General features: G+C 63.4%; 28 protein-coding genes. 10 read left to right on the top strand and 18 right to left on the bottom strand.

From position 1 onward, the window contains the following. Window positions 1-3: 3 nt before the first annotated feature. A complete protein-coding gene (locus V1292_RS21225; RefSeq protein ID WP_334374625.1) occupies window positions 4-1,374 on the bottom strand; it encodes a serine hydrolase in 1,371 nt (456 codons plus the stop codon). 228 nt (window positions 1,375-1,602) lie between these two features. Between V1292_RS21225 and V1292_RS21220 the strand changes: the two genes are divergently transcribed. Then, window positions 1,603-2,067, top strand: a complete 465-nt coding sequence (locus V1292_RS21220; protein ID WP_334377111.1) for a hypothetical protein — start codon at window positions 1,603-1,605, stop codon at window positions 2,065-2,067. A 12-nt stretch (window positions 2,068-2,079) separates the two neighbouring features. Here V1292_RS21220 and V1292_RS21215 read toward each other — a convergent pair whose 3' ends face one another. The 6 genes from V1292_RS21215 to V1292_RS21190 form a co-directional block, all read right to left on the bottom strand. Then, window positions 2,080-2,898, bottom strand: coding sequence for a penicillin-binding transpeptidase domain-containing protein (locus tag V1292_RS21215; RefSeq protein WP_334374624.1), 819 nt, complete (start codon window positions 2,896-2,898; stop codon window positions 2,080-2,082). A gap of 78 nt (window positions 2,899-2,976) precedes the next feature. Continuing rightward, window positions 2,977-3,243 (bottom strand): EscU/YscU/HrcU family type III secretion system export apparatus switch protein, encoded by a 267-nt coding sequence (locus V1292_RS21210; protein WP_334374623.1) that lies wholly within the window; start codon window positions 3,241-3,243, stop codon window positions 2,977-2,979. Next, a complete protein-coding gene (gene fliK, locus V1292_RS21205; RefSeq protein WP_334374621.1) occupies window positions 3,240-4,826 on the bottom strand; it encodes a flagellar hook-length control protein FliK in 1,587 nt (528 codons plus the stop codon). The genes V1292_RS21210 and fliK overlap by 4 nt, the downstream gene beginning before the upstream one ends. A 77-nt stretch (window positions 4,827-4,903) precedes the next feature. Then, window positions 4,904-5,677, bottom strand: a complete 774-nt coding sequence (locus V1292_RS21200) for an ATP12 family chaperone protein (protein ID WP_334374619.1) — start codon at window positions 5,675-5,677, stop codon at window positions 4,904-4,906. Window positions 5,678-5,985: 308 nt separating this feature from the next. Further along, entirely contained in the window at window positions 5,986-7,212 is a 1,227-nt protein-coding gene (locus V1292_RS21195) for an amidohydrolase family protein (protein WP_334374617.1), read from the bottom strand. Window positions 7,213-7,328: 116 nt separating this feature from the next. Continuing rightward, window positions 7,329-8,531: an RluA family pseudouridine synthase gene (locus V1292_RS21190; protein WP_334374616.1), complete on the bottom strand. Its 1,203-nt coding sequence runs from the start codon at window positions 8,529-8,531 to the stop codon at window positions 7,329-7,331. Between the two features lie 144 nt (window positions 8,532-8,675). Between V1292_RS21190 and V1292_RS21185 the strand changes: the two genes are divergently transcribed. The 5 genes from V1292_RS21185 (at window position 8,676) to V1292_RS21165 (ending at window position 11,524) form a co-directional block, all read left to right on the top strand. Then, window positions 8,676-9,605 carry an alpha/beta hydrolase gene (locus V1292_RS21185; protein ID WP_334374615.1) on the top strand — a complete coding sequence of 310 codons (930 nt, stop codon included), beginning with the start codon at window positions 8,676-8,678 and terminating at the stop codon, window positions 9,603-9,605. A gap of 89 nt (window positions 9,606-9,694) precedes the next feature. Then, window positions 9,695-10,156 carry a hypothetical protein gene (locus tag V1292_RS21180; protein ID WP_334374614.1) on the top strand — a complete coding sequence of 154 codons (462 nt, stop codon included), beginning with the start codon at window positions 9,695-9,697 and terminating at the stop codon, window positions 10,154-10,156. Beyond that, window positions 10,153-10,833 (top strand): winged helix-turn-helix transcriptional regulator, encoded by a 681-nt coding sequence (locus V1292_RS21175; protein ID WP_334374613.1) that lies wholly within the window; start codon window positions 10,153-10,155, stop codon window positions 10,831-10,833. The genes V1292_RS21180 and V1292_RS21175 overlap by 4 nt, the downstream gene beginning before the upstream one ends. 11 nt (window positions 10,834-10,844) lie before the next feature. Next, window positions 10,845-11,240 (top strand): TfoX/Sxy family protein, encoded by a 396-nt coding sequence (locus tag V1292_RS21170; RefSeq protein WP_334374612.1) that lies wholly within the window; start codon window positions 10,845-10,847, stop codon window positions 11,238-11,240. Further along, window positions 11,237-11,524 carry a hypothetical protein gene (locus V1292_RS21165; protein WP_334374611.1) on the top strand — a complete coding sequence of 96 codons (288 nt, stop codon included), beginning with the start codon at window positions 11,237-11,239 and terminating at the stop codon, window positions 11,522-11,524. The genes V1292_RS21170 and V1292_RS21165 overlap by 4 nt, the downstream gene beginning before the upstream one ends. Window positions 11,525-11,656: 132 nt before the next feature. On the opposite strand, the gene V1292_RS21160 is transcribed toward V1292_RS21165, so the two are convergent. The 4 genes from V1292_RS21160 to V1292_RS21145 all read right to left on the bottom strand — a co-directional run bounded on the left by V1292_RS21160 (window position 11,657) and on the right by V1292_RS21145 (window position 15,558). Further along, complete coding sequence (locus V1292_RS21160) at window positions 11,657-12,370, bottom strand: tetratricopeptide repeat protein (RefSeq protein WP_334374610.1); 714 nt, start codon at window positions 12,368-12,370, stop codon at window positions 11,657-11,659. Continuing rightward, window positions 12,367-13,704, bottom strand: a complete 1,338-nt coding sequence (locus tag V1292_RS21155) for a replication-associated recombination protein A (protein ID WP_334374609.1) — start codon at window positions 13,702-13,704, stop codon at window positions 12,367-12,369. The genes V1292_RS21160 and V1292_RS21155 overlap by 4 nt, the downstream gene beginning before the upstream one ends. Beyond that, entirely contained in the window at window positions 13,701-15,098 is a 1,398-nt protein-coding gene (locus V1292_RS21150) for a DegQ family serine endoprotease (RefSeq protein WP_334374608.1), read from the bottom strand. The genes V1292_RS21155 and V1292_RS21150 overlap by 4 nt, the downstream gene beginning before the upstream one ends. 82 nt (window positions 15,099-15,180) lie before the next feature. After that, window positions 15,181-15,558, bottom strand: a complete 378-nt coding sequence (locus tag V1292_RS21145) for a winged helix-turn-helix transcriptional regulator (RefSeq protein ID WP_334374607.1) — start codon at window positions 15,556-15,558, stop codon at window positions 15,181-15,183. A gap of 128 nt (window positions 15,559-15,686) precedes the next feature. Here V1292_RS21145 and V1292_RS21140 point away from each other — a divergent pair, with 128 nt between their 5' ends. From V1292_RS21140 to V1292_RS21125, 4 genes are all read left to right on the top strand, one after another. After that, entirely contained in the window at window positions 15,687-16,700 is a 1,014-nt protein-coding gene (locus tag V1292_RS21140) for a zinc-binding alcohol dehydrogenase family protein (RefSeq protein ID WP_334374606.1), read from the top strand. Window positions 16,701-16,828: 128 nt separating this feature from the next. Next, window positions 16,829-17,806 carry a Bug family tripartite tricarboxylate transporter substrate binding protein gene (locus V1292_RS21135; protein WP_334374605.1) on the top strand — a complete coding sequence of 326 codons (978 nt, stop codon included), beginning with the start codon at window positions 16,829-16,831 and terminating at the stop codon, window positions 17,804-17,806. Window positions 17,807-17,813: 7 nt separating this feature from the next. Continuing rightward, the gene (locus V1292_RS21130; protein ID WP_334374604.1) at window positions 17,814-19,307 is read left to right on the top strand and encodes an amidase; all 1,494 of its coding nucleotides are present in this window, start codon (window positions 17,814-17,816) and stop codon (window positions 19,305-19,307) included. 194 nt (window positions 19,308-19,501) lie between these two features. Further along, window positions 19,502-19,861 (top strand): hypothetical protein, encoded by a 360-nt coding sequence (locus V1292_RS21125; protein ID WP_334374603.1) that lies wholly within the window; start codon window positions 19,502-19,504, stop codon window positions 19,859-19,861. Window positions 19,862-19,921: 60 nt separating this feature from the next. Here the strand turns inward: V1292_RS21125 and V1292_RS21120 are convergent, their stop codons facing one another. The 7 genes from V1292_RS21120 to rpsM all read right to left on the bottom strand — a co-directional run bounded on the left by V1292_RS21120 (window position 19,922) and on the right by rpsM (window position 23,898). Continuing rightward, entirely contained in the window at window positions 19,922-20,356 is a 435-nt protein-coding gene (locus tag V1292_RS21120; RefSeq protein WP_334374602.1) for a DUF1236 domain-containing protein, read from the bottom strand. 12 nt (window positions 20,357-20,368) lie between these two features. Beyond that, the gene (locus V1292_RS21115) at window positions 20,369-20,668 is read right to left on the bottom strand and encodes a DUF1330 domain-containing protein (RefSeq protein ID WP_334374601.1); all 300 of its coding nucleotides are present in this window, start codon (window positions 20,666-20,668) and stop codon (window positions 20,369-20,371) included. Between the two features lie 28 nt (window positions 20,669-20,696). Next, the gene (gene greA, locus V1292_RS21110) at window positions 20,697-21,155 is read right to left on the bottom strand and encodes a transcription elongation factor GreA (protein ID WP_334374600.1); all 459 of its coding nucleotides are present in this window, start codon (window positions 21,153-21,155) and stop codon (window positions 20,697-20,699) included. A gap of 125 nt (window positions 21,156-21,280) precedes the next feature. Next, on the bottom strand, window positions 21,281-21,697 hold the full coding sequence (rplQ, locus tag V1292_RS21105) for a 50S ribosomal protein L17 (RefSeq protein ID WP_028349036.1): 417 nt from the start codon (window positions 21,695-21,697) through the stop codon (window positions 21,281-21,283). 160 nt (window positions 21,698-21,857) lie between these two features. Further along, window positions 21,858-22,898 carry a DNA-directed RNA polymerase subunit alpha gene (locus V1292_RS21100; RefSeq protein WP_176722005.1) on the bottom strand — a complete coding sequence of 347 codons (1,041 nt, stop codon included), beginning with the start codon at window positions 22,896-22,898 and terminating at the stop codon, window positions 21,858-21,860. A gap of 110 nt (window positions 22,899-23,008) precedes the next feature. After that, a complete protein-coding gene (gene rpsK / locus V1292_RS21095) occupies window positions 23,009-23,398 on the bottom strand; it encodes a 30S ribosomal protein S11 (RefSeq protein ID WP_006021048.1) in 390 nt (129 codons plus the stop codon). Window positions 23,399-23,529: 131 nt separating this feature from the next. Then, complete coding sequence (gene rpsM, locus V1292_RS21090) at window positions 23,530-23,898, bottom strand: 30S ribosomal protein S13 (protein WP_028349038.1); 369 nt, start codon at window positions 23,896-23,898, stop codon at window positions 23,530-23,532. Window positions 23,899-24,058: the final 160 nt, after the last annotated feature.

Raw genomic sequence — 24,058 nt, 5'->3', positions numbered from 1 at the left:
GCGCTAAGGCAGCCGCTTGCCCGGCAGATGCTTGCCGTTCTGATGCAGTGTCAACGACGGCGCCGCGCCGCGCTCTGGCCGCGCGAAGGTGATCTGGGCATCGGGCACGCGACTGAAGAACTCGGTCTCGCTCTCGGCGAAGGCCTCGACCTCTTCCTGACCCGTCCCCCGCACGAACAGCCGCGCACCTTCCGCACGCACCGTCAGGATGAAGTTCGGTGACACCTGGTAACGCCCGGCATAGGTTGCAAGCACGGCCGGATCGACCGGCACCTCACGGCGAAGCTTTGGAAGCGCGTATGCCGCGTTGATGAGATGCATGCCAAGCAGGATATTGGGATCATAATCGGCTGCATTGGAGAGCACGATGCAATTTCGCCGGGTCTTGGTCGAGTAACCGATGAAGCTTGCATAGCCGCCGGTGCCGCCACTCCGCCAGACCACCTCGTCGCCGAACTGTGACGAGATGAACCAGCCCAGCGCCACGTCACGCTCCTCCGCTCTCGGACGCCGTTTCGAAAGCGTCATCCTCAGCGCAGCGGCAACCGGCCCATCGGGATTCATGCACATCCGCAAAAATTTCATCAGATCGTTCGCCGTCGAGCGGAACGCACCGGCACCGGCGAGCACTGAAAAATCCCAGTTCGCGACGGGCGCGAGCGTCGCGCTGTGGCCACGCGCCAGACGTTGCTGCATCGAATTCGAAAGCGTGATGCGCGTATCCTCCATGCCGAGTGGCGCGCAGATCCGCGAGATCACCAACTCCTCGTAGCTCTTGCCGGCGCGTCGTTCGAGGATGTGGCCGAGCAGGCCGAAACCGAGATTGGCGTATTCGTAGTGCTTGCCCGGCTTGTGGCCGAGCTTGTGGTTCGAGAGGTAGTCGTAGAGCCGCTCGGCGGTGTAGTCGATGTAGGGATTGCTCCAATCCTTCGGCGCGAAATTCGACGGCATCCGCGGCAGGCCCGACGTGTAGGTCGCAAGGTCCATCAGCGTGATCGGCGCGCCCTCGAAATCGGGCATCCTGACGCTGCCGGGCAGATATTTCGCCGCAGGATCATCCGGTGCAAGTTCGCCGCGCAGCACCATGTCGGCAAACAGGAGCGCCGTGAACACCTTCGTGATCGAGCCGACCTCGAAGACCGTATCGCCATCGAGCGGCCGATTGTCGGGGGAGCCCGATTGACCATACGCCGTGATGCTGTGCCGGTCGCCGTCGAGGAAAGCGGCAACGAGGCCCATCGTTTCACGCCCGACATCCACCCTCTCCTTGAGGATGGCGGCAACATCCTGCCCCGGTGGCATCTGGGCCCAACCCCAATCCGGCCAAAGCGAAAACGCCAAGCCTCCTGATAGCACCGAGCGACGATGCGGCATGCACGATCCCCCTGGTAGCCATGGCAAGCTAGTACAACTTGCTCCCGCGCACCAGCCGATCGGGCGCGGCCGCCGATCCAATCGCCCGGACATCGGAGAGGCATTGCTGCAATCTCGGGCAACGGAACCTCGCCGCACACTTGCCGGTGAAGGAACCGTGAACCCTTTGGTAGCGTTGATTGCCCAACCGAAGGAGCCATCAAGATGTCTGGATATAATTTCGCACGAATGGCCTTAGTGGCCACATCGTTATGTCTGACCGGCAGCGCGGCGCTGGCCGCACCCGTCTCGCCCTTCACCGCCATGGCGGGCACATGGTCAGGCGGCGGCGTGCTCAGCACGAGTGACGGACAACGCGAGCAATTGCGCTGCCGCGCGTCGTACGACGTCACCGGAAGGGGCGACCAGCTTCAACTCAACCTGAGGTGCGCCAGCCAGAGTTACAATTTCGATCTCGCAAGCGAGGTCGAATACCGTGGCGGCGCGATTTCGGGCTCATGGAGCGAAGCGAGCCGTAACGCTTCCGGAACACTTACCGGCCGCGCCGCCGGCGATCATGTCGAGGCTGCCGCCCGAGGCGACAATTTTTCGGCCCATCTGTCGCTGACGACCCGTGGCGGCAAGCAGACGGTATCGATCCAGCCCCAAGGCACGAACGTCACGTCAGTCTCGCTGGCGCTGAACCGGCGCTGACCGCGAGTTAGATTAGATCGCAACGATATCGGCGAGGCATTGCTGCACCACCGTCATGCGCGCTGCGATGTGGCTTTGCTCCTTGCAGTCCATGTTCATGGCGAACACCGTCTGCTGGCTGCCCTTCTCGGCCCAGCCGACCATCCAGCCGAGTGACGGCTTGCCCGCTTCCGCGCCGAGCAAGCCGCTCTTGGCGCGGATGGTGGCGTCGCCGACCTTCGTCACGGGAAGGATATCGCGCGTCAATTCCTGGCTGCGCTTGGAGACCGGCAGAACGCCGCGCCGCAGCCGGTCGACGAAGTCGATCTGCTGGATCGGATCGATGCGCAAATTGCCGCTCAGCCAGAACTGGTCGATGCCGCCGCCGATGTCGCGATTGCCATAATCGAACAGGTCGACATGTTTCTGCATGCGCTCCGGCCCGATGCGGCGCGCGATCTCCTGATACACCGGCACCACCGAAGCCGCGATCGCCGAACGCAGCGTATGATCCTTGTTCCAGAGCTCGATGCTGCGCGTCACGCCGTCCCACTTGAAGACGTCCTTGTCGGGATCCTCGACCACGCCGGTCTCCAGCGCGATGAGCGAATTCGCAATCTTGAACGTCGAGGCCGGCAGCCTGCCCTCGCCCGAGCGCACCTTGTCGCTGGCGATGATGAGATAATCATCCACCTTGTAGCCAACGAAGGTGCCGGTCGTGCCGAGATCGAAAAACCGCTTGGAGAGATCGTCGCGAAACTCGCTGCGCTGATAGGAGACATTGGCAAGGCCGCGCGCGGGCAACAGCGTGGTCGCGGCAAGGAGACCGAGCGCATGACGACGATTGATCACGAGGATATCCGAACTGGTTGAGGAATGCCGACGATGCGGATGGCATCGTGGAAAAACTATGACATTAGCAGGAACTGATCAGCGGATCCGGCCCGACAGCCGCAGCACGAAGATCAGCACTTCGGCGACCGCCTTGTAGAGCTCCGGCGGAATTTCATCGCCGATTTCGACATGGGACAAGGCGCCCGCCAGCACTTCGTTCTCCTCGATCGGGATGTCGTGTTCCCGGGCGAGCTCGATGATCTTCGCACCGATGACGCCCTTGCCCTTCGCCACGACCCGCGGCGCGCCGGTCTTGTCATAATGCAGCGCGACGGCAAGCTTGCTGCTGGTTTCGACACTCATAGCGCGCGGTCCAGAAAATGACCGGCACGGGCGGCGGGCGCGGCTTGCGGCGGCGCGCCGTCGCGGATCACGATGTCGCCGGGCTGCAATTCGGCCCGGCTGAGCGCCTCGCTCAATTGCGATGTCCCGGCGCGCAGTTGCTCTGCGGTCGCGGGCCGCTCCGCCCAGATCCGCACTGAAGTCTTGTCGCCGGTCAGCGATATCAGCGCGTGAACCGGACCGGCCGGCTCGACGTCGAGGGAAAATCGCGCGCGCCACACCCGCTTGACCGCCTCGACGGCCTCGCTGCCGCCATCGCGGGAAATCTCGAACTGCGCCATCGCGGTGCCCTGCGGCGTCACGAAGGGAATTTCGAAATTCCAGCGTGGCGCCGTGACGTCGGCTTTTGGCCCCGCATCGATGCGATCAGGCAAAGAGGCGACCTGCAGCAGCGTCTGCCGCGCGATGGCGGCATCGGTATCATCGAGCAGATGATGCGCGGTCGCCTCGAGCGGCGCACGCGGCGCGATGGTGGGCGAAGCGATCGGCTGTGCGGCCGGCAGTCCGCCGCGGATGGGTGGCGGCGGCGTGTTGGTGTGGAAGGTGACGTCGCCGCCCCGGACGTCTTTCGGCGTGGCTGGAGCACCCCGGACCGGAATGCCAAGTTCCTGCATTGCTTCCTGCAGCAGCTTCAGCGTTGCGCCGGCATCAGGCGGGGCGGCCAGCGGGCTTCGGGCGGCTTGGAGCGGCAGCGCGAGATTTTCGGCTGCAAGCAATCGCGCCTGCGGCAGCAGAATTTCCGGCAGATCGACGTTGGGCGACAAGGACGGCGCAAGGCTCGCGGCGGCCTGCGGCGGCGCAGCTTGTTGCGCCCCGGCCGGTATCACCGGCGAGGCGGCCGTCGAATTGACGCCGAGCGCCGACTGCAGCGTCTGACGCAGCACGATCAGCGCGGCCTTGAGATCGGGTACGCCGCTTGGAGGAACTGAGCCCGACGCGAGCGAGGCTTCGAGGAATATTCCGGACTTCTGGAACGCCGTCTTGATGTCGGCGCCGTCGAGGTTCTGATCGAGACTGGTCTGTTGCGCCAGCACCTGCGCGATCGCCGATTGCAATTTCGGCGGCAGATTGCCGGAGGAAGCCGCCGCGCCCAGATTGGCAAACAACGGCGCCAGGCTGTCCTGTTCGGTAACCGCCGCTTGGGCGGCGGCGGAGACGGCAGCGCGCTCCAGCGGCGTCAGCACGTTCTTCGCCGACACGATGGCCGGTCGATTGACGGCGGCATCGGCCAGCGCATCGGGCGACAAGGTGACGGCGTCGGCGGATGCCCCGGCGGCATCACTGCCCTGCCCGACCACGGCCAGGCGGATGCCGTCCTTGGTCTGCGATACCGCAAGCTGCAGGTTCTGGCCTTGCTGCAGCGGAATTTCCGTGGCCACGTCGATCGAGAGGCTGGCGATCGCAATGCGCACCAGATCGGCCGATAGCACTTTCAGGACCTGGGCGTTGACCACGCTACCCGGCTGCAGCACCAGTTCGGGCGCCACGCCGCCAGCTTCTTGGGCTGATAGCACCGGGAGAACGGGATTGATCGAAATCGCCATCGTGTGAGGTCTCGGCCAGGGCCACGCCCGCAGGCTACCCCGCCGCCGTAAACCTCTCCTTAACCGGCAACAGGCGCTCAGGCCTTCAGGGCGTCCAGAATGGTCACCGCGGCCCGGAAATCGACCAGCCGGGCGGCCCGGCGAGCCGTCACCTCCTCGTCCACGCCCCATTTCTCGGCGTTCCAGTCATCATCGACATGGGCGGCCGCCCAAACCTGGTCGGAATCGAGGGCCCCGCGCAGCAACGCCAACGCCAGTAGCGCGGAGCCTGTCAACGTCGTCACCACATGCAGCGCCGCCACGGCCCAAGGGTCGGCCGGAAACACGTTACGGGCGGCCTTGATCGCCTGCTCCGGCTGGGTGACATGCACGATCCCCTCCGACAGGATGAAATGAGCCCCGAGCTCGTTCGCGGCCCATGACAGCACCGGGTCCCAATGCGCGGCTTCCCGCGCGACCAGCGCCTCGGGATGGCCGGCGCGGTAGAACAGCAAGTCGGAGCCGAGGTATTTTGCGACATCGTCGGCCACGGCATCGACGCGATCGGCGACCTCGGCGACAGAATTGGCGAAGCGCGTCAGCGGCATGGTCAGGGGATCGATGGTCTCGCCTTGCGCATTCCATTCGGCGGCGATGTGCTCGGCAATAGCGCTCGCCGGCGCTATGACCTGGCGGCCGGAAGGCGTGCGGATCGGCTTGCCGTCCAGCGTCACGGCAAACCCGCCATCGGCCGGTGCTACGCCGGCTTCCTTGTAGATGCGCTTGCGCTGGGGCGCGCGCGTGGCGCGGCGCACTGCTTCGGTCGGATCGAGCGGAGACTGCCCGGCAACTTCATCGAATAGTTCGCGCATGCGGCTTCCAACAGGTCGGTGATTATCCAGTCCCGACAATACGATGCCGATGGATGCAAATAAAGGCGATGAGGAGGTTGCGGCGGCAACCTGCGATGCTGGTTCCACTAGCGGGTCGCTGAGCCCCCTTATGCCCGGTTCCGTTCGCCGGAATCGCCCATTCGCCGCATCAGTCTCCATCGGCGTCATTCCGGGGCGCGACGAAGTCGCGAGCCCGGAATCCATTTGGCCGCGCGCACATGGATAGATGGATTCCGGGCTCGCGCTGCGCGCGCCCCGGAATGACGGAGAGAGGGCCGGTTGTCAGTTCACGGCTTCTGATAGATCACCTTTCCCGCCCGGATCGTGTAGGCGACCTTGGCGAGATTGGTGACGTCGGCGAATGGATCGCCGTCAAGCACCACGAGATCGGCGTCGAATTCCTTCTCGACCCGCCCCTTCTTCGCCGCCTTGAAATATTGCGCGGGATTGGTCGTCAGCGACGCCAGGATCTGGCGCTCCGACAGCGCGCGATGCATCAGCTCATACTCGAGCGTGGTGTCGTAATAGGTGGTGAAGCCGACATCGGTGCCGAACAGGACAGGGCCGCCATTGTCGGAGAACGCCTTGACTTGAGCGACAGTCGTCGCGATGAGGCGCGCAGCGATATCGGGCGCAACGGGAAGTTTTGCGAACAGCGACAGCGTCGGAACCAGGGCAATGCGCTGCTGCTTGAATCGCGCGAGCTGCTCGGGCGAATAGACCGGCCCGCCCGGCACCGTGTGCGCCATGATGTCGACGCCGGCCGCAATCACGGCATCGACGCCCGCCATGTTTTGCGGATGGGCGAACGCTGGCTTACCCGCGGCATGCGCCACGTCGACCGCCGCTTTGGCAATCGCTGGGTCCATGTTAACGACCGGCTTTCCGGTGCCCTTGAAGGAGCCGGTGAACAGTTTCACGCCATCAAGACCAAAGCCCATATAGGTGCGCGTCAATTGCGTGGCCTCTTCCGGCGTGGAAGCTTCCGGCAGCTTCATCTCCGCGGGCAAGTAGGCGGGATGGCCGTCCCTAGGGAAGATGCTGCCAGTCGTATAAATATCCGGGCCCGGCACCTCGCCGGAGTTAACCCGGCGGCGCAGCGCGAGCGTATCTCTTCCGTCTGAACCGATATCCCAGACGGTCGTAAAGCCCCAGCGCGTCAGCATCTCGCGCATATGCTCTTGCAACGGCGCGGCCGGAACGGAGCCGGCATTCCTCCATACGGCTTGCGTGAAATGGACGTGGCTGTTCCAGAAACCGGCGACCACGGTCTTGCCGGTGCAATCGATGACGCGCGCATCGGAGGGAATTTGCACCTCGCTGCGGTTTCCGACCGCGGCGATGGCGCCATTGGCGGTGAGAACCACGGCATCGGCAAGCGGCGCAGCGTCGGGCGAAGCGTAGACACTGCCGCCGACGAGAGCGAGCATCTGCGCACGGGCAGAACCAGGTGCGCCGGACGCTCCCATCACAGCGAAGAAGCAAAACGCGAGCCGAACCAGATTTCCGTTCATGCACGATCCCCCTGCACCTGACGGCCTGATGTCAGGACCGTCCGGATCGCACAATATCAAATCGCCGTGTTTTTGCGTTTGACAGTTATTGCGCCGGCCAGTGCGTTGCGTACCTGCTACTCCTCCGGCGCGTTCTCGATCGGATCGAACCGATCATGCTCCAGCCCGAGCAGATTCCAGGATTGCAGCATGTGCGGCGGCAGTGGCGCGCTGACATCGATCACGCCGCCGCGCGGGTGCGGGATCACGAGCCGCCGCGCCAGCAGATGCAGGCGGTTCTGCAGGCCGCCCGGCAGATCCCAGTTCTCCTTGTTGAAATATTTGGGATCTCCGACGATGGCGTGGTCGATATGCGCCATGTGGGCGCGCAACTGGTGGGTTCGCCCGGTGACCGGCTTCAGCGACACCCAGGCGAGCTTCTGCGCCGAGGTCTCGACCACGGCGTAATACGTCACCGCGTGGCTGGCGCCCTCGTCGCCATGTTTCGCGACCCGCATGATGCTGTCCTCCTCGCTCTCCTCCTTGGCGAGATAGGTCGAGATGCGGCCCTGCTTCGGCTTCGGCACGCCCGCCACCAGCGCCCAGTAAATCTTGCGCGCGGAGCGGTGGCGGAACGACCCCGTCAGGGCGGTGGCGGCGAAGCGCGTCTTGGCGACCAGCAGACAGCCCGACGTTTCCCTGTCGAGCCGATGCACCAGCCGCGGCTTCTGCCCCTTGGCGTCGCGCATCACTTCCAGCATCTGGTCGACATTGCGCGTGATGCCGGAGCCGCCCTGCACCGCCAGCCCCGCCGGCTTGTTCAACACGAGGACGTCGGCGTCCTCGAACAGCGTCATCTCCTTCAGCGCCTGCAGCGTCTTGGTCGCGGCTTCGGAGAGCGGACCTGCGCCCTTCGGCGCATCGAGCCGCAGCGGCGGAATGCGAACACTCTGGCCTTCTTCCAGCCGGTCCTTGCTGTCGGCGCGCTTGCCGTCGACGCGCAACTCGCCCTTCCGGACGATGCGCTGGATGTGGGAGAACGAGAGGCCGGGAAAGCGCGCCTCGAGGAAGCGGTCGACGCGCATGTTGTTTTCGTCCGCGGTGACGACGACGGTCTGAACCTTGGTCGGTAGCGGAGCTTCGGCCTTGGTCTTTTCGGGCTCCGCCACCACGAATGCCGGCTTCTCCCGGCGCGGCTCGGCAAGCCGCGCAGGCTTGCCGCCGGTACGGTTGCCCTGCGGCCGGTCGCCAGGCTTCTTGCTGCGGAAGGGCGTGGCTCCCTTTGGACGGTCGCCTGGCGTGCGCGACTTGGCTAGCGGTTTTCGGTCGCGGCGGCTCATCTGGGTTCGGCTCCAAGGGGTAGCTCGTTGCCTAGCGCAAATGCAGCGAATCGTCACGGTGAATTCGGTGCCAATCCAGCGCCGGATCGGCCAAACTAGGCCAATTTCGACGATGCGTGGGAAGCCGGGATGGCCCTATCAAGAATGGCTTTGGTCGTTGTGGCCGCAATGTTGGCGAACGCGGCCGAAGCGCAGCGGAGCCCGATGCCGGAGCATATCGCGCGGACACTGTTGGAACTCGGCCGCGTCATCGATCCGCCGAAGACCGCAGAACTCTACGCGCCGCTGCAGGAAAAAGAGCCGTATCAAGGCGTCAAGGTCGAGCGGGACGTCAAATACGGTCCGGCCGATCGCAATCTGCTCGATATCTTTCTGCCGGAAACAGCGGCGTCAGCCCGGCCGGTACTGATCTTTGTCCATGGCGGCGCCTTCGTCGGCGGCAACAAGCGGAGAACACCGACCAGCCCCTTCTACGACAACGTCATGCTGTGGGCGGCAAGGAACGGCTTTATCGGCGTCAACGTCACCTATCGCCTCGCGCCACTGTCACCCTGGCCGGCGGGCGCCGAGGACCTCGCCACCGCGGTCAATTGGGTCACCGACACGATTGGCGAGCGCGGCGGCAATCCCACGCGCATCTATCTGATGGGGCACTCCGCAGGCGCGGTTCACGTCGCGACCTATGTCTCGCATCCCGAACTTCACAAGATCAAAGGCGGCAGCCTCGCGGGGGCGATCATGATCTCGGGCATTTATGACCTGACCGCAATGCCGCTCGCCGATACCCAGCGGGCCTATTTTGGTGACGATGCCGCGCGCTATGCCGAACGATCCTCATCGAGAGGTCTGGCAACGACCGACATTCCGCTGATGATGGTTGCCGCCGAACTGGATCCGGAAGGGTTCGTGGCGCAGCTCGATCTCGGGAAGCGGGCCACCTGCAAACGAGCCAGCGGATGCGCACGCGCTATCCTGTTGCCGCAGCACAGTCACATGTCGGAGGTGTATTCGATCAACACTGCCGACACGCGCCTGACCGATCAGATCCTGGATTTCGTCACGACAGGGAAATAGCCCGCGGTGCGAGTCGATCCTCGGAAATGCTTGACTCCAGATTTTGGACTACGTACTATAAAAAATGTAGTACGCTGGAGTTCTTTCCGATGCCGACTGCATCTTACGTCGCCCGTCCAACCGGCGCCCGCGGCTTTTGGCTTGGCTTTGCCGCCTACCTGCTTCCCTCGTTTCCGATCGCCTATCTCTGGCACCTTGTCCTGTTCGAGCAGAAGTACCACGCGCTCCAGATCTATCGCGACGAGCCGGTGATCGCGTTCGGACTGGGTTCGATGATCATCCAGGGCGCGATATTCTCGTGGTTGTTCCCGCGCGTATTCCCACAACGTAGCGGCTCGTTTCTGAAGGACGGGCTCCTGTACGGACTTGGCGCTGGCCTGCTGTCGTGGTCGTTCACCACGCTGGCGGTGGCAGCCAAGCATGTGATGATTTCCGTGCCGGATTACGTGCTGCTCGAAACCGCGTTCACGATCCTGCAATTCGCAGTCGTGGGGCCGTTGATCGCCCTCGCCTACCGACATGATGCGGAGGAAACAACCTCGACGGCATGAGCAATCTTCACTATCCGCAATTCTGCGCACTCGCCCGCGCGGCGGAGATCATCGGCGAGCGTTGGACTCTGCTGATCATCCGCGAGCTTCTTCTTGGGCCGAAGCGATTTGGCGATCTCCTGGATCATCTTGACGGCATGAGCCCCACCTTGCTGACAACGCGCCTCACCGCCCTGATCGAGTGCAACGTCGTACGGCGGACCGCCTTGCCGCCACCGGCCAATGCGCAGGTATACGAATTGACCGAGATCGGCCGGGAAGTTCAGCCCGCGATCCGGGAATTGATCCGCTGGGGCGGCCGCTTCCTGTTCCCACCGGTGCCGGGCGACACGTTCGAGCCGGATTGGGTGCTGCTTGGCCTCGACGCCATTGCAAGGCGGGCACCCGTGCCGGAAATCAGGATCGGCCTTACGGTCACCCATGGCAAGAAATCGGCAGGCTTCACCGTCGCGGGCGGCGGCTTCGGGACGGCTATTGAGAGGGGCATCACCAATTGCAAGGGGACGCTGGAAGCCCCGTTCGACGCGGTGCTCCAGATTGTCGGGACGAGCCTGTCCCTTCAGGACGCGATCGATGCGAAGCGCGCCAGCGTGAGCGGCTCGATGGCGCTCGTCCGCAAGCTTCCCCTTCTGTTCGACCTTGCGGAACGCCGGCGCATAGCGCCCGCTGCAAACTGACGGAGGGGCTGGTGGCCTGGACGAAATCACCGCAGTCGCTGATCGACCTGTTCGACAAGTCGGTTCCGTCAGGCGCAAATATCTCCCGCCGCAAGATGTTCGGCTATCCAGCGGCCTTTGCCAACGGAAATCTATTTATCGGGCTGCACCAGAACGATTTCGTCATGCGGCTCTCGGCGAAAGATCGCGCCCGTTTCACCACCGAATTCGGCGAACGGATCTTCGAGCCCATGAAGGGCCGGCCGATGCGCGAATATGTTCGGTTGCCCGAGGAGCTACTGGCCGACGCGGACAAGCGCGCATTCTGGATCGATCTTTCGCTGCACTATGCCGAGGCAATCGCGCCGAAGGCGACGTCTCCAAAGAAAAAGCAATTGCCCCGATCTGTGAAAAGGAGCCGAGCATGAAGAAGTTCGTTCTGTTGCATTACGGATTTGAAAAGCCCACTCCGGAAATCATGGCTGCCTGGGGCAAATGGTTCGAGGCAACCAAGCCGCATACCGTGGACATGGGCGGTTTCGGCAATGGTCGCGAAATCTCGAAAGGCGGAACGAAGGACCTTCCGCTCGGACCCGACTCCATCACCGGCTTCACAATCGTCAACGCGGCAACGCTCGACGACGCCGAGAAGATCGCGCAAGGCAACCCCTTCATTTCGAGCATTCGAGTCTACGAAGTTAGGTCGGGCTGACGCGGAAGATCCCAACCCCTCATCCTGAGGAGCCCGCAGAGCGGGCGTCTCGAAGGATGTAGGCCACAGACGGGGCCTCATGGTTCGAGACGCGCTTCGCGCTCCTCACCATGAGGGGCTACGTCGCTCGAGCTATTTACACTGCGCGGCGTTTCTCACCGCGGTCAGGTCGGCCCCCGAATTGTTGGACGGACGCTTCTTGGCGGCTTCCTCCACCGCTGCGCAGGCGGCCGCGTCGCCGTTCTGGAAGCGGGCGATGGCGAGATTGGTCCAGGCGTCGCCGAAATCCGGCGCATCCTTGACCGCCTGCTCCAGCACGGGCTGCGCATCGCGCGGGCGCTTCGCGATCAGCAACATGCGGCCATAGTCGGCCCTGAGCGCCTTCACCGGATTGGGCTGTTTGAGCGCGATCCTGAACAGCTCATCGGCGGCATCGAGATCATTGAAGCGAAATTGCGCGACCACCGCGAGGCCGTGATAGACGGCGCTCTGCTCCGGTGAAATGAGAAACGCCTGGTTAAACCGCAGCGCGGCCTCACGTATCTTGCCGGTATTTACGGCCCTCCAACCACGCAGGGTTATTTCATCAAAGGCTTTTTCGCGAGAGCCTGTCGCCCCGACGATGGCGCTTACGAATTTCTCGTCCGCGGCCTTCTCGTCCGAATTCTTGACCGCAAATCCGAAGAACGGCTGCTCGTTGGTCGGCGCTGTATAGCTTCGCTTCGTCACCTGCACGCCCGGCGCCACCTCGACGCTGTCAGCCGCGGCGGCAAGCGGCGACGCCAGCATCACCACACATGCGACGGCCCGAATAGCCTGCCTCAGATAATTCTCGAAACCGTTCATTCGCGCTTGTCCCGTTCCTTACGCAGCTTGGCCCAGTAATCCAGCCGCTTGCGAATCTCGCGCTCGAAGCCGCGATCGGGCGGATCGTAGAAGGTCTGCCGTCCCAGCGCTTCCGGAAAGTAGTCCTGCCCGGAGAAGGCGTCGGGCGCGTCGTGATCGTATTCGTAGCCGGAGCCATAGCCTTCCGACTTCATCAATTTGGTCGGCGAATTGAGAATATGTTTTGGCGGCAGCAGCGAGCCGCCTTCCTTCGCCGTGCGCGTCGCCGCGCCGAAGGCCTTGTAGGCTGCGTTCGATTTCGGCGCGGTGGCGAGGTAGATCACGGCCTGCGCGATCGCGAGCTCGCCCTCGGGAGATCCAAGAAAATCGAACGCATCCTTGGCGGCATTGCAGATCACCAGCGCCTGCGGATCGGCAAGCCCGATGTCCTCGACCGCCATGCGGACGACGCGCCGCGCCAAAAACAGCGGGTCCTCGCCGGCGTCCAGCATGCGCGCGAGGTAGTACAACGCCGCGTCGGGATCGGAGCCGCGCACCGACTTATGCAGGGCCGAGATCAGGTTGTAATGGCCATCGGCCGATTTGTCGTAGATCGGCGCACGGCGCTGCAGGATCTCCTGCAACTGCGGAGCATTGAAGATTTCGTCCCTGCGCGCAGCGCGCCAGACCTCTTCGACCAATGTCAGCGCGGCACGGCCGTCGCCGTCGGCCATCCGCACCAGCACGGCGCGCGCCTCGGCATCGAGCGGCAGCTTTCGGCCCTCGACGTTCTCAGCATGGGCAAAGAGCTTTTCGATCGCGGCGGCATCGAGCGAATGAAACACCAGCACGCGCGCGCGCGACAGCAGCGCGGCGTTGAGCTCGAATGACGGGTTTTCCGTGGTGGCGCCGACCAGCACCACGGTGCCGTCTTCCATGACAGGCAGAAACGAATCCTGCTGGGCGCGGTTGAAGCGGTGCACCTCGTCGACGAACAACAGCGTGCCCTTGCCCATCTCGCGCCGGGCGCGCGCGGCGTCGAAAACCTTTTTCAAGTCGGCGACGCCGGAAAACACCGCCGAAATCTGCTCGAAATGCAGTTCGGTGGCATCCGCCAACAGCCGCGCCACCGTGGTCTTGCCGGTTCCGGGCGGCCCCCAGAACACCAGCGAGCCCAGCGTGCGCGTCTCCAGCATCCGCGTCAGCGCGCCATCGGGACCGAGAATGTGATCCTGTCCGACGACATCGGCGAGCGAGCGCGGGCGCAACCGGTCGGGAAGCGGGCGCGGCGCATCCTCCTCCATCCCTGCCGCGGCAAAGAGATTGGTCGCCTCGCGGGGTTTCTTCGGGCTCATCCGCCGAGCGTCACGTTGATCTGCTGGCCGCCGCGCACCACGACGATGCGCCAGAGCCTGGATGAAGTTTTCGAAGCCTTGTCGAGGTCGCTGGTCTTGCCGATTTTCTGATTGTTGACCGCAAGGATGATGTCGCCTTTCTGGAAGCCGACGCTTGCCGCAGTACCACCATCGGCGAGATCGATCACCACGACGCCCTCGGCCTGGGAATCCAGATGCAGCTCGTCGGCAACCGCCGGCGAAATGTTGGCGACCTTGGCGCCCTGGAACGGCGAGCGCGCGGTGAGCACGATTTCATCGCGGTTGGTGTCGGGCGCGGTCTCCAGCGGCACCGTGACCTTGACGGTCTTTCCGCCACGCTGCACGTCGATCTGCGCGGCGCCGCCGAGTTGCCTTGTGGCGAAGCGGTAGTCGAACGCGTTGGGTTCGTCGATCGGCTGCCCTTCGATGGCGACGATCAGATCGGACGGCTTCAGACCGGCGCGCGCGGCCGGACTGTTTGGTGCGACATTGGCGACCAGGGCGCCGTTCGGCAGTTTCAGCCCCAGCGTCTCGGCGATTTCAGGCGTCACCGCCTGCAGTTTCGCACCCAGCCATGGCCGCTTGACGGCTTTGCCGCCGCTCTTGGCGGAGGCCACGACCACGCGCACCATGTTTGTGGGGATCGCAAAGCCGATGCCCTGCGAGCCGCCTGAGCGCGAGAAGATCGCAGTGTTGATGCCGACCAGCTTGCCGGACATATCGACCAGCGCGCCGCCGGAATTGCCGGGATTGATCGCGGCATCGGTCTGGATGAAGAACTGATAATCGGTGACGCCGACCTTGGTGCGGGCCAGCGCCGAGACGATGCCATGGGTCACAGTCTGACCGACGCCAAAGGGATTGCCGATCGCGAGCACGACGTCGCCGACCAGCAATTCATCGGAATTGGCAAAGTCCAGCGTCGCAAACTTCTCTCGTCCGTCCTTCACGCGCAGCACGGCCAGATCCGTGCGGCTGTCCTTCAGCACGATCTCGGCCTCGAACTCGCGCTTGTCGGCGAGCGAAATCTTGACCTGATCGGCGCCCTCGATGACGTGGTTGTTGGTGACCACGAGCCCCGAGGCGTCGACCATTACGCCCGATCCCAGCGAGCGCTGCATCTGCTCGGGCTGCATGCCCGGAACCCCGAAGAAGCGGCGGAAGATCGGATCATCCAGCAGCGGATTACGATTCTGTACGGTCTTTGCGGCATAGACGTTCACCACTGCCGGCTGCGCGCGCTGCACGATCGGCGCGTACGACAGCCGCAGTTCGGCGCCCGAGGTTGGCACGCGCCGGTCCTGCGCCAGCGCCGGCGTTGCAACGACTGCGGAAACCAGCAGCAAGGCGAAAGAGCGGATCGTCAACGTCATGCAAGAATCCCAAAATTGATGGCCTCAGATATAGATGCGAGGCGGTAACGAGAGAAGATAAGGCGGTACACAATACTGCCGGTCAGGCCGCGCGATCGGGCACTTTCGCAGTGTCGGAGGCCGGCGCACAGGATAGCCTTTCCTGATGGCTCTCGCCCCATGCCCTGAGCGTCTCGATCACCGGCCGCAGGCTCTCGCCGATCTCCGACAGCGTGTATTCGACCCGCGGCGGCACCTCGGCGTAGACCTTGCGGATCACGAGCTTGTCGTCCTCGAGCGCGCGAAGCTGCTTGGTCAGCATGCGCTGGGTAATCCCCGGCATCCGCCGCCGCAACTCCCCAAAACGCTGGGTGCCGGCCTGCAGGTGAAACAGGATCACGCCTTTCCACTTGCCGTCGATCAGATCGAGCGTCGCTTCAACCGCGCAGCCCGGCCGACGGGCAAAATTCCGCCGTTTCATGAGTTTTTCCTGGAGTTTCCCCAATAGTATCCAAACAGGGACTAGTTCCCCAAATTTACAGTACTTGCCAAGCGGATGCTAGAGCGACAGTTAGGCAATCAATCTGCAAACACGGAGGAGGCACGGACATGAAGGCCGTCGGATACAAAAAATCGCTCCCCATCGAAGATGCAAATGCGCTGATTGATTTTGAGGCCGCCAAGCCGGAACCGACGGGCCGCGACATCCGCGTCGCCGTCAAGGCGATCTCGGCCAATCCGGTCGACTACAAGGTCCGCAAGCGCGCCGCCCCGCCCGAGGGCGAGACAAAAATCCTGGGCTACGACGCTGCCGGCATTGTCGATGCCGTCGGCCCGGACGTCACCCTGTTCAAGGCAGGTGACGAAGTGTTTTACGCCGGCTCGATCCTGCGCCAGGGCACGAATGCGGAATTTCACCTGGTCGACGAGCGGATCGTCGGCAAGAAGCCGAAATCGCTGTCGTTCGCGCAGGCCGCGGCGCTGCCGCTGACTTCGATCACCGCCTGGGAATTGTTGTTCGACCGGCTCGGCGCCGTACCGGGCAAGAGCCTCGATCCGCGCACGTTGCTGATCACCGGCGGCGCCGGCGGCGTCGGCTCGATCCTGATCCAGCTTGCGCGCCGCCTCACCGGATTGACGGTGGTCGCTACCGCCACGCGTCCGGAGTCGCAGAAATGGTGCCGCGATCTCGGCGCGCATGCCGTGATCGATCATTCCAAGCCGATGAAGGAGCAGATCGAAAAGTTGAAGGTACCGCCGGTCGCGCTGGTCGCGAGCCTCACCTTCACCGACCAGCACTACAAGGCGATCGCCGATTTCATGGCGCCACAAGGCAAGTTCGGCCTGATCGACGATCCCCCGGAATTCACCGTCTCTGCCTTCAAGGGCAAGGCGGTCTCGATCCATTGGGAATCGATGTTCACGCGCTCGTCATTCCAGACGGCTGACATGATCGCCCAGCACCACCTCCTGAACGACGTCTCCGACCTCCTCGACAAGGGCGTGCTGCGCACCACGCTCGACCAGACCTTTGGAACGATAAACGCCGCCAATCTGAAACGGGCGCATGCGCTGCTGGAAAGCGGCAAGTCGCGCGGCAAGATCGTGCTGGAGGGCTGGTAGCGGCCCAACAACGGGGTTGATCTGGAGGTCGATTCAAGGGAGCCTGTTCCATCGATCCGGGATGGCTGTCGCCGAAAAACCCCGGCGCGAATTGCCGGGGAATACGGAAGACAGGAGACCTGTTCGACATGATACGAATGTTTCTGGCGGCCGCGCTGGCGTCGTCCTGCGTGGTGGGTTGCGCGTCGATCGCAACGGCACAAGGCAGTTACCCCGAAAAATCGCTGCAGTTGATTGTGCCCTATCCGGCGGGCGGAGCTGGCGACGTCGTCGGGCGCATCATTGCCGGCGAGCTCGAGACGCGTCTGGGCAAGCCCGTGATCGTGCTCAATCGCCCCGGCGGCGGCACGACGATCGCCGCCAAAGAGGTCGCCAACGCGGCACCCGACGGTTACACCCTACTCACCAGTTCGAATTCGACCTTCACCCTGCAGCACGCCGTGAAGGAGAACGTGCCGTACGATAGCGGCAGGGATTTCGAGCCGATCGCCCAGACCGGTACGCTGACCATGGTGCTGGTCACGCATCGCGACAGCCCGATCAAGGACGTTGCGGCGCTTGTCGCGGCAGCGAAGGCCAATCCCGACAAGCTGTCGCTGGCGTCCTTCGGCGTAGCCACCATTTCGCATTTCGCCGGCGAACTGTTCAAGTCGAGCGCCGGCATCAAGATGCTGCACCTGCCCTACAAGGGCAGCGCGCCGGCGATGAACGACCTGATAGGCAAGCACATAGAGTACCACGTGGACACCGTGATCGCGATCAGGCCGCAGCTCGAAGCCGGCACGGTTCGCCCGCTGGCGGTGTTCTCCGCCAAGCGCTCGCAGTTCCTTCCCGACGTTCCGACTCTCGCCGAACTCGGTTATCCCAATATCGACCTCGTCTCCTGGGGTACCGTGGTCGCGCCCAAGGGAATCCCTCCGGCCATACGCGACCGGCTGGCCTCGGTGCTGGAAGAGGCAATAGCAAGTCCTTCGGTGATCGAGCGCTTTAAGAAGGTCGGGTACGAACCCGGCTTCAAGCGCTATCCGGACTGGCCGGGCTTCATCGCCAAGGAAACCGCCGAGATGAAGGAACTGGCCCGCAAGGGCGGCATCAAGGAAGAGTAACCCTGATATGACCGAGCCGTGCGATCTGCCCGCGGTGACGGCCCGGGCGCTGGTCGGCGAACGCAAGCTTTCGCCGGTCGAACTCATGGACAGTTGCATCCGTCGCATCGAGGAAATCGATTCGGCCGTCAATGCGATCATCGCGCGCTCGTTCAATACGGCGCGCGCGGCGGCGCGGGAAAGCGAGGCTGCCGTAATGCGCGGCGATGCGCTCGGGCCGCTGCACGGGCTCCCGCTCGGGGTCAAGGATCTGATCGACGCCAAGGGGCTGCCGACGAGCTTCGGCAGCATTCTGTTCGCCGACAACATCGCGGCCGAGGATGAGGCGATCGTCGCAATGCTCAAGCGCGCCGGCGCCATCGTCATCGGCAAGACCAACGTCCCCGAATGGGGCGCGGGCGGTAACACCCGCAATGCGCTTCATGGCGCCACCGGCAATCCGTTCGATCCCGAGCGCTCCGCCGCCGGCTCGTCCGGCGGATCGGCGGTAGCGCTTGCAACCGGCATGGTGCCGCTGGCGACCGGTTCGGACACCGGCGGCTCGGTCAGGAACCCCGCCGCTTTTTGCGGTGTCGTCGGCTTCCGCCCCTCCCCCGGGCTGATCGCAAGCAACAGCCGCAATATGGCCTGGCTGCAGATCTCGCAACTCGGGCCGATGGCGAGAAACGTATCGGACGCGTGCCTGATGCTTTCCTGCATGCTGGATCGCGACGCGCGCGATCCGTTGTCGGCCATCCTTCACGCCGGCGGAACGCCCGTGTGCGAGACCTATCGCGATCCGCCACGGACCGATCTCGCCAGCTTGCGCATCGCGGCGACCTGCGATTTCGGGTTTGCGCCGACGGAACGCGTCATCGCCGAGACGTTCAAAACGAAGCTCGCGACATTCGGATCGGCATTCCGCCGCGTCGCATGGACCCATCCGGATTGCAGCCATGCCGACGAGGTGTTCCGGATCTTGCGCGCCGTCGCATTTCTGGGCCGGCACCGAGAGCTTGCCGAGAAATATCCGGACAAAGTGGGTCCCAATGTCAGCGACAACGTGGCCGAGGGGCTCGGCTATTCCGCCCTCGACGTGGCACGCGCGCTTTCGCTGCAGACCGCGCTTTATCGGAGCTGGCAGACATTTTTCGGCGAGCACGATTTTATCATCGCGCCGACAGTCACGATCAGCCCACGGCCCTGGTCCGAGCTTTACCCGGCCGCCATCGACGGCACACCGACGAAAAGCTATTTCCACTGGCTGGCGCTGGCCTATGCCGTGACCAATGCCGGACACCCGGCGGTGGCGATACCGGCCGGCCGCGACGGCGCTGGATTGCCGTTCGGCATCCAGATCATCGGCCCGCGAGGCGGCGACGTCGCGACGCTTTCAGTGGCCCGCGAGATCGAGGCGTTGCTTGAGGCCAATCCGGAGACGGTCCGTCCCGTCCCCGACCTTGCCTGGCTGCGCCGACAGCCTCCGATGTCCTCCCGGCCCGGTTTTCTGGATTTCGATTGATCCGGCTCCGTTTCAAAGCCGTCGCCTGAACATTCGTTCATCAAAGTTAAATCTGACGCCAGAGCGGTCTGAAAGCCGGCACCTGGGCAACGAACTTCACTCGAATGTGTTTAGCGAGTGTCCTGTTTTGCGAAAGAGCGAACTTCGCTCGAATGTAAAGTATTGGGCGTCTGAATTACGGAAAGGAGTAGTCCATGAGAAAAGCACCTTTGGCTTTAGCCGCGGCGGCGGTCTTGGGCTTGACCGCGGTAACGGCCCCCTCGCCGGCGGAGGCCCACTGGCGCGGAGGAGGATTTTTCCCGGCCGTGGCTGGCGGATTGATCGCGGGCGCGGTGATCGGCGGACTGGCCTCGAACGCCTACGCCTATGGTCCCGGTTACGGATATTATGGCGGCTATTACCCGGCCTACTATGGCAGCTATGGCTATTACGACGAGCCTTACTATCCCGTCGTTCGCTATCGTCGCGTGGTTCGCCCAGCGTTCGCCTATTATGGCGGTCCGCGATTCTATGGCCCGCGGTTTTACCACCGCCGGCACTGGCATCACTGGTGATCTGGAAATGAAAAGGGCCGCCAGCATGGCGGCCCTTTTGCATGGAGCGACGAGAACACCTCAGTCGATCTCATGCACCACCGTACGCGTGGCGGGGTCGACCAGCATCACGCGATTGTCCGAGTAGACATAGCGATACTTCGTCACCGTCGGGCCCCAATCCGAAGGCACTGCCTCGAGTTCGACCTCGGTCGGCACCTTGGCGCCCACCACGATCCTTTCCCGTGTTTCCACCGGTCGGATCTTGTGCTCGGTCACGTAGCTCTTGATCTTCGTGCGATATTCCGGCTCGATCCGAATCGTCGCACCCGCAGTTCCGGTCGTCGTGTCGGGAGTGATGACCGTGGTTTGAGCATTGGCCATGGTCGCAACCAGCGACGCTGCCGCCGCCAAAATAAGCAGCTTCTTCATCGGGTCCTCCTCAAGCCGCATCAGCGCGGCATCAGGAAAAACGGTTTCTGAGCGCCCTTGTTCCGCCTGAACGACCGCTTCCACGTCGTTGCTGGCCTACACCGGCGCGACGCCCTCGACGAAAACCAGACGGCGATCCAGCGCGGTCTGCCGCACTCTCAACGCCTCGGCATATTCCGGCGAGGCGTACCATTCGCGCAAACGCTCCATCGTCGGAAATTCGACGACGATGATGGTTTTCGGCGGTGGGCCGCCTTCGATCAAGCCTGCAGAGCCGCCGCGGATCAAATAGCGGCCGCCATAATGCGCGATCGCTTTCGCGGCGATCGTTCGATAGACCTCGAACCCCGCCGGATCGCGCACGCCATCGACTTCGGAAATTGCGTAGGCTGACATCCTTCACCTCGCGCACGGTGTTTGCGCATCACCGGATTTCGACGATCTCCGCTTCGCCTCCGGCGATCGCGACGACATCGCCGACGCCCTTGCCGAACAGCGCGCGCGCCAGCGGCGAGCCGTGCGAGATCGTCCCGTGCGCGGGCTCGGCCTCGTCTTCGCCGACGATCCGGAACGTCTGTCGCCGGTCATCCTCGCGCACGATGGTGACGGTGTGGCCGAAGCGCACGACGGAATTGTCTGATGGCTCGGGGGCCACCCTTGCCGTGGCGCGGCGAGCATTCCAATAGCGGAAGTCACGGCGGGCGCTGGCCAGCGCCGCGCGATCGCCAGCGGATTGCGCCGCAGCCTGGGCCGCCTCGGCCGCGGCCAATGCTTGCTCGATCCGGCTGAGACCTTCAGCCGTCACGTCATTCGGAAGATCGGAGATTGGCCGGTCAGGCAGACCTTCGACGTCTTCGGTATCCTTGACGAACGCCCTACTCATGCATGTCAAACGTTTGGCGGCCGGGGACGTTCCTGTGAAGTCACGCGCCGGCCGCGATCGCGGGCGCGCCAAATAAAAAAAGCGGCGCTTTTGGCGCCGCTTTTGAAAACTGCGATTTGGAACAGTTACGCCGCTTCGGCGGACTTCTCCTCCACCGGACCGGAATCCTGGCCCTTGGCGTCGACGTCGCGGTCGACGAATTCGATCACGGCCATCGGAGCGTTGTCGCCGTAGCGGAAACCGGCCTTGATGATGCGGGTATAGCCGCCCTGGCGGTCCTTGTAGCGAGGCGCCAGCGTGTCGAACAGCTTCTTGACCTGATCGACGTCGCGCATTTCGGAGATCGCCTGGCGGCGCATGGCCAGCCCACCCTTCTTGCCGAGCGTAACGAGCTTCTCGACGATCGGGCGCAGTTCCTTGGCCTTCGGCAGCGTGGTGACGATTTGCTCGTGCTTGATCAGCGCGGCGCACATGTTGGCAAACATCGCGCGGCGATGCTCGGCGGTGCGGTTGAGCTTACGATGAACCTTGCCGTGACGCATTGATGTATTCCTTGATTTGTCTTCGTCGCGACGGTTCGTCGGACTTGTGCTCAGGTGGGCTGCCTGCGTTCGCCCCAGTCATTCCGGGGCGCGCGTGAGCGCGAACCCGGAATCTCGAGATTCCGGATCGCCGCTTCGCGACGTCCGGAATGACGAATGCTCAGTAGTGATCCTCGAAGCGCTTGGCGAGCTCGTCGATGTTCTCCGGCGGCCAGCCCGGCACTTCCATGCCGAGATGCAGACCCATCTGGGCCAGCACTTCCTTGATCTCGTTCAGCGACTTGCGGCCGAAGTTCGGGGTGCGGAGCATTTCCGCTTCCGACTTCTGCACGAGGTCGCCGATATAGACGATGTTGTCGTTCTTCAGGCAGTTTGCCGAACGCACCGACAGCTCGAGCTCGTCGACCTTCTTGAGGAACGCCGGGTTGAAGGCGAGATCGGGGATGATCTCCTGTGCGACTTCCTTGCGCGGCTCTTCGAAGTTCACGAACACGTTGAGCTGATCCTGCAGGATGCGCGCGGCATAGGCCACCGCGTCCTCCGGCGAGATCGCGCCGTTGGTCTCGATCGTCATGGTCAGCTTGTCGTAGTCAAGGATCTGGCCCTCGCGGGTGTTCTCGACCTTGTAGGAGACCTTGCGCACGGGAGAGAACAGGCTGTCGACCGGGATCAGGCCGATCGGCGCATCCTCGGGCCGGTTGCGCTCGGCGGCGACGTAGCCCTTGCCGGCGGCGACCGTGAACTCCATGCGGATTTCAGCGCCCTCGTCCAACGTGCAGATCTGCAGTTCGGGATTGAGCACCACGATGTCGCCGACGGTCTGGATGTCACCGGCGGTGACGACGCCCGGACCCGACTTCTTCACGACCATGCGCTTGGGGCCTTCGCCCTGCATCTTGATCGAGATGTCCTTGATGTTCAGCACGATGTCGGTGACGTCCTCGCGAACGCCCGCGATCGAGGAGAACTCGTGCAGCACGCCGTCGATGTGCACCGACTGCACGGCAGCGCCCTGCAGCGACGACAACAGGATGCGGCGCAGCGCGTTACCGAGCGTCTGGCCGAAACCGCGCTCGAGCGGCTCGGCGACGACGGTCGCAAACCGGGTCGCATCGCCGCCCGGCGTTACCTGCAGCTTGTTCGGTCGAATAAGTTCTTGCCAATTTTTCTGGATCGTCACTTTGTCACCCCTTCGGGTCAATAGACCGGCCAGTCGATCTGCCTTCAGATCACCGGCGTTGGAGATCGCGGATCAGTCCGCGGAAAATTCCAAAAGCAATCGCGAGCGGCATAACCGCCCGCGACCAGATATCAAACACGCCGGCGCTTGCGCGGACGGCAACCATTGTGCGGGATCGTGGTCACGTCGCGGATCGACGTGACGGTGAAGCCCGCGGCCTGCAGCGCGCGAAGCGCCGATTCGCGGCCCGAACCGGGGCCGGCAACTTCCACTTCCAGCGTGCGCATGCCGTGTTCCTGCGCCTTCTTGGAAACGTCTTCGGCCGCGACCTGCGCGGCATAGGGGGTCGACTTGCGCGAGCCCTTGAAGCCCATCGTGCCGGCCGAGGACCAGGCAATGGTGTTGCCCTGCGCGTCGGTGATGGTGATGGTCGTGTTGTTGAAGGACGAATTCACGTGCGCGATGCCGGAGGCGATGTTCTTGCGTTCGCGACGGCGGACGCGGGTGGCTTCCTTGCCCATTACCTTAAAACCTTCCTGTGATCTCAAACGCCGCCGTACTGCCAGCGGCTACACCGTTCAGGGCGAATGGTGAGTGGCGAATAGCGAATAGGATCTACCCTACTCGCCATTCGCCATTCGCTACTCGCCAATTACTTTTTCTTGCCGGCGATCGACTTGGCCGGGCCCTTGCGCGTGCGCGCATTGGTGTGGGTGCGTTGACCGCGCACCGGAAGACCGCGGCGATGACGCAGGCCGCGATAGCAGCCGAGGTCCATCAGACGCTTGATGTTGATGCCGGTCTCGCGGCGAAGGTCGCCTTCGACGAGATAGTCGCGGTCGATGACTTCGCGGATCTGCAGGACTTCCTGGTCGCTCAACTGGCTGACGCGACGATCAGCCGGGATCTTGACCTTCTCCATGATCTCGGACGCGTTCTTCTGGCCGATGCCATGGATGTACTGGAGCGCGATCAGAACGCGCTTGTTGGTCGGGATATTCACGCCGGCAATACGGGCCACGGACTTCTCTCCTGTCGCCGATCCCTCATGGATCGGGCTGTGTTCTTGCTAACTCGGGCAGGTGTCCGCAAACGCGAACACGACGCCCTCCCCTCATCTCTTTCGGGGCCCGGCATCGTCAAAAACTATCCGACTTGGATGCGGGGCTTATTAAAGGATT

The sequence above is a fragment of the Bradyrhizobium sp. AZCC 1719 genome (genome assembly GCF_036924525.1).
In the GTDB taxonomy this organism is placed as follows: Bacteria; Pseudomonadota; Alphaproteobacteria; order Rhizobiales; family Xanthobacteraceae; genus Bradyrhizobium.
This window is presented reverse-complemented; position numbering and strand designations above follow the sequence as displayed.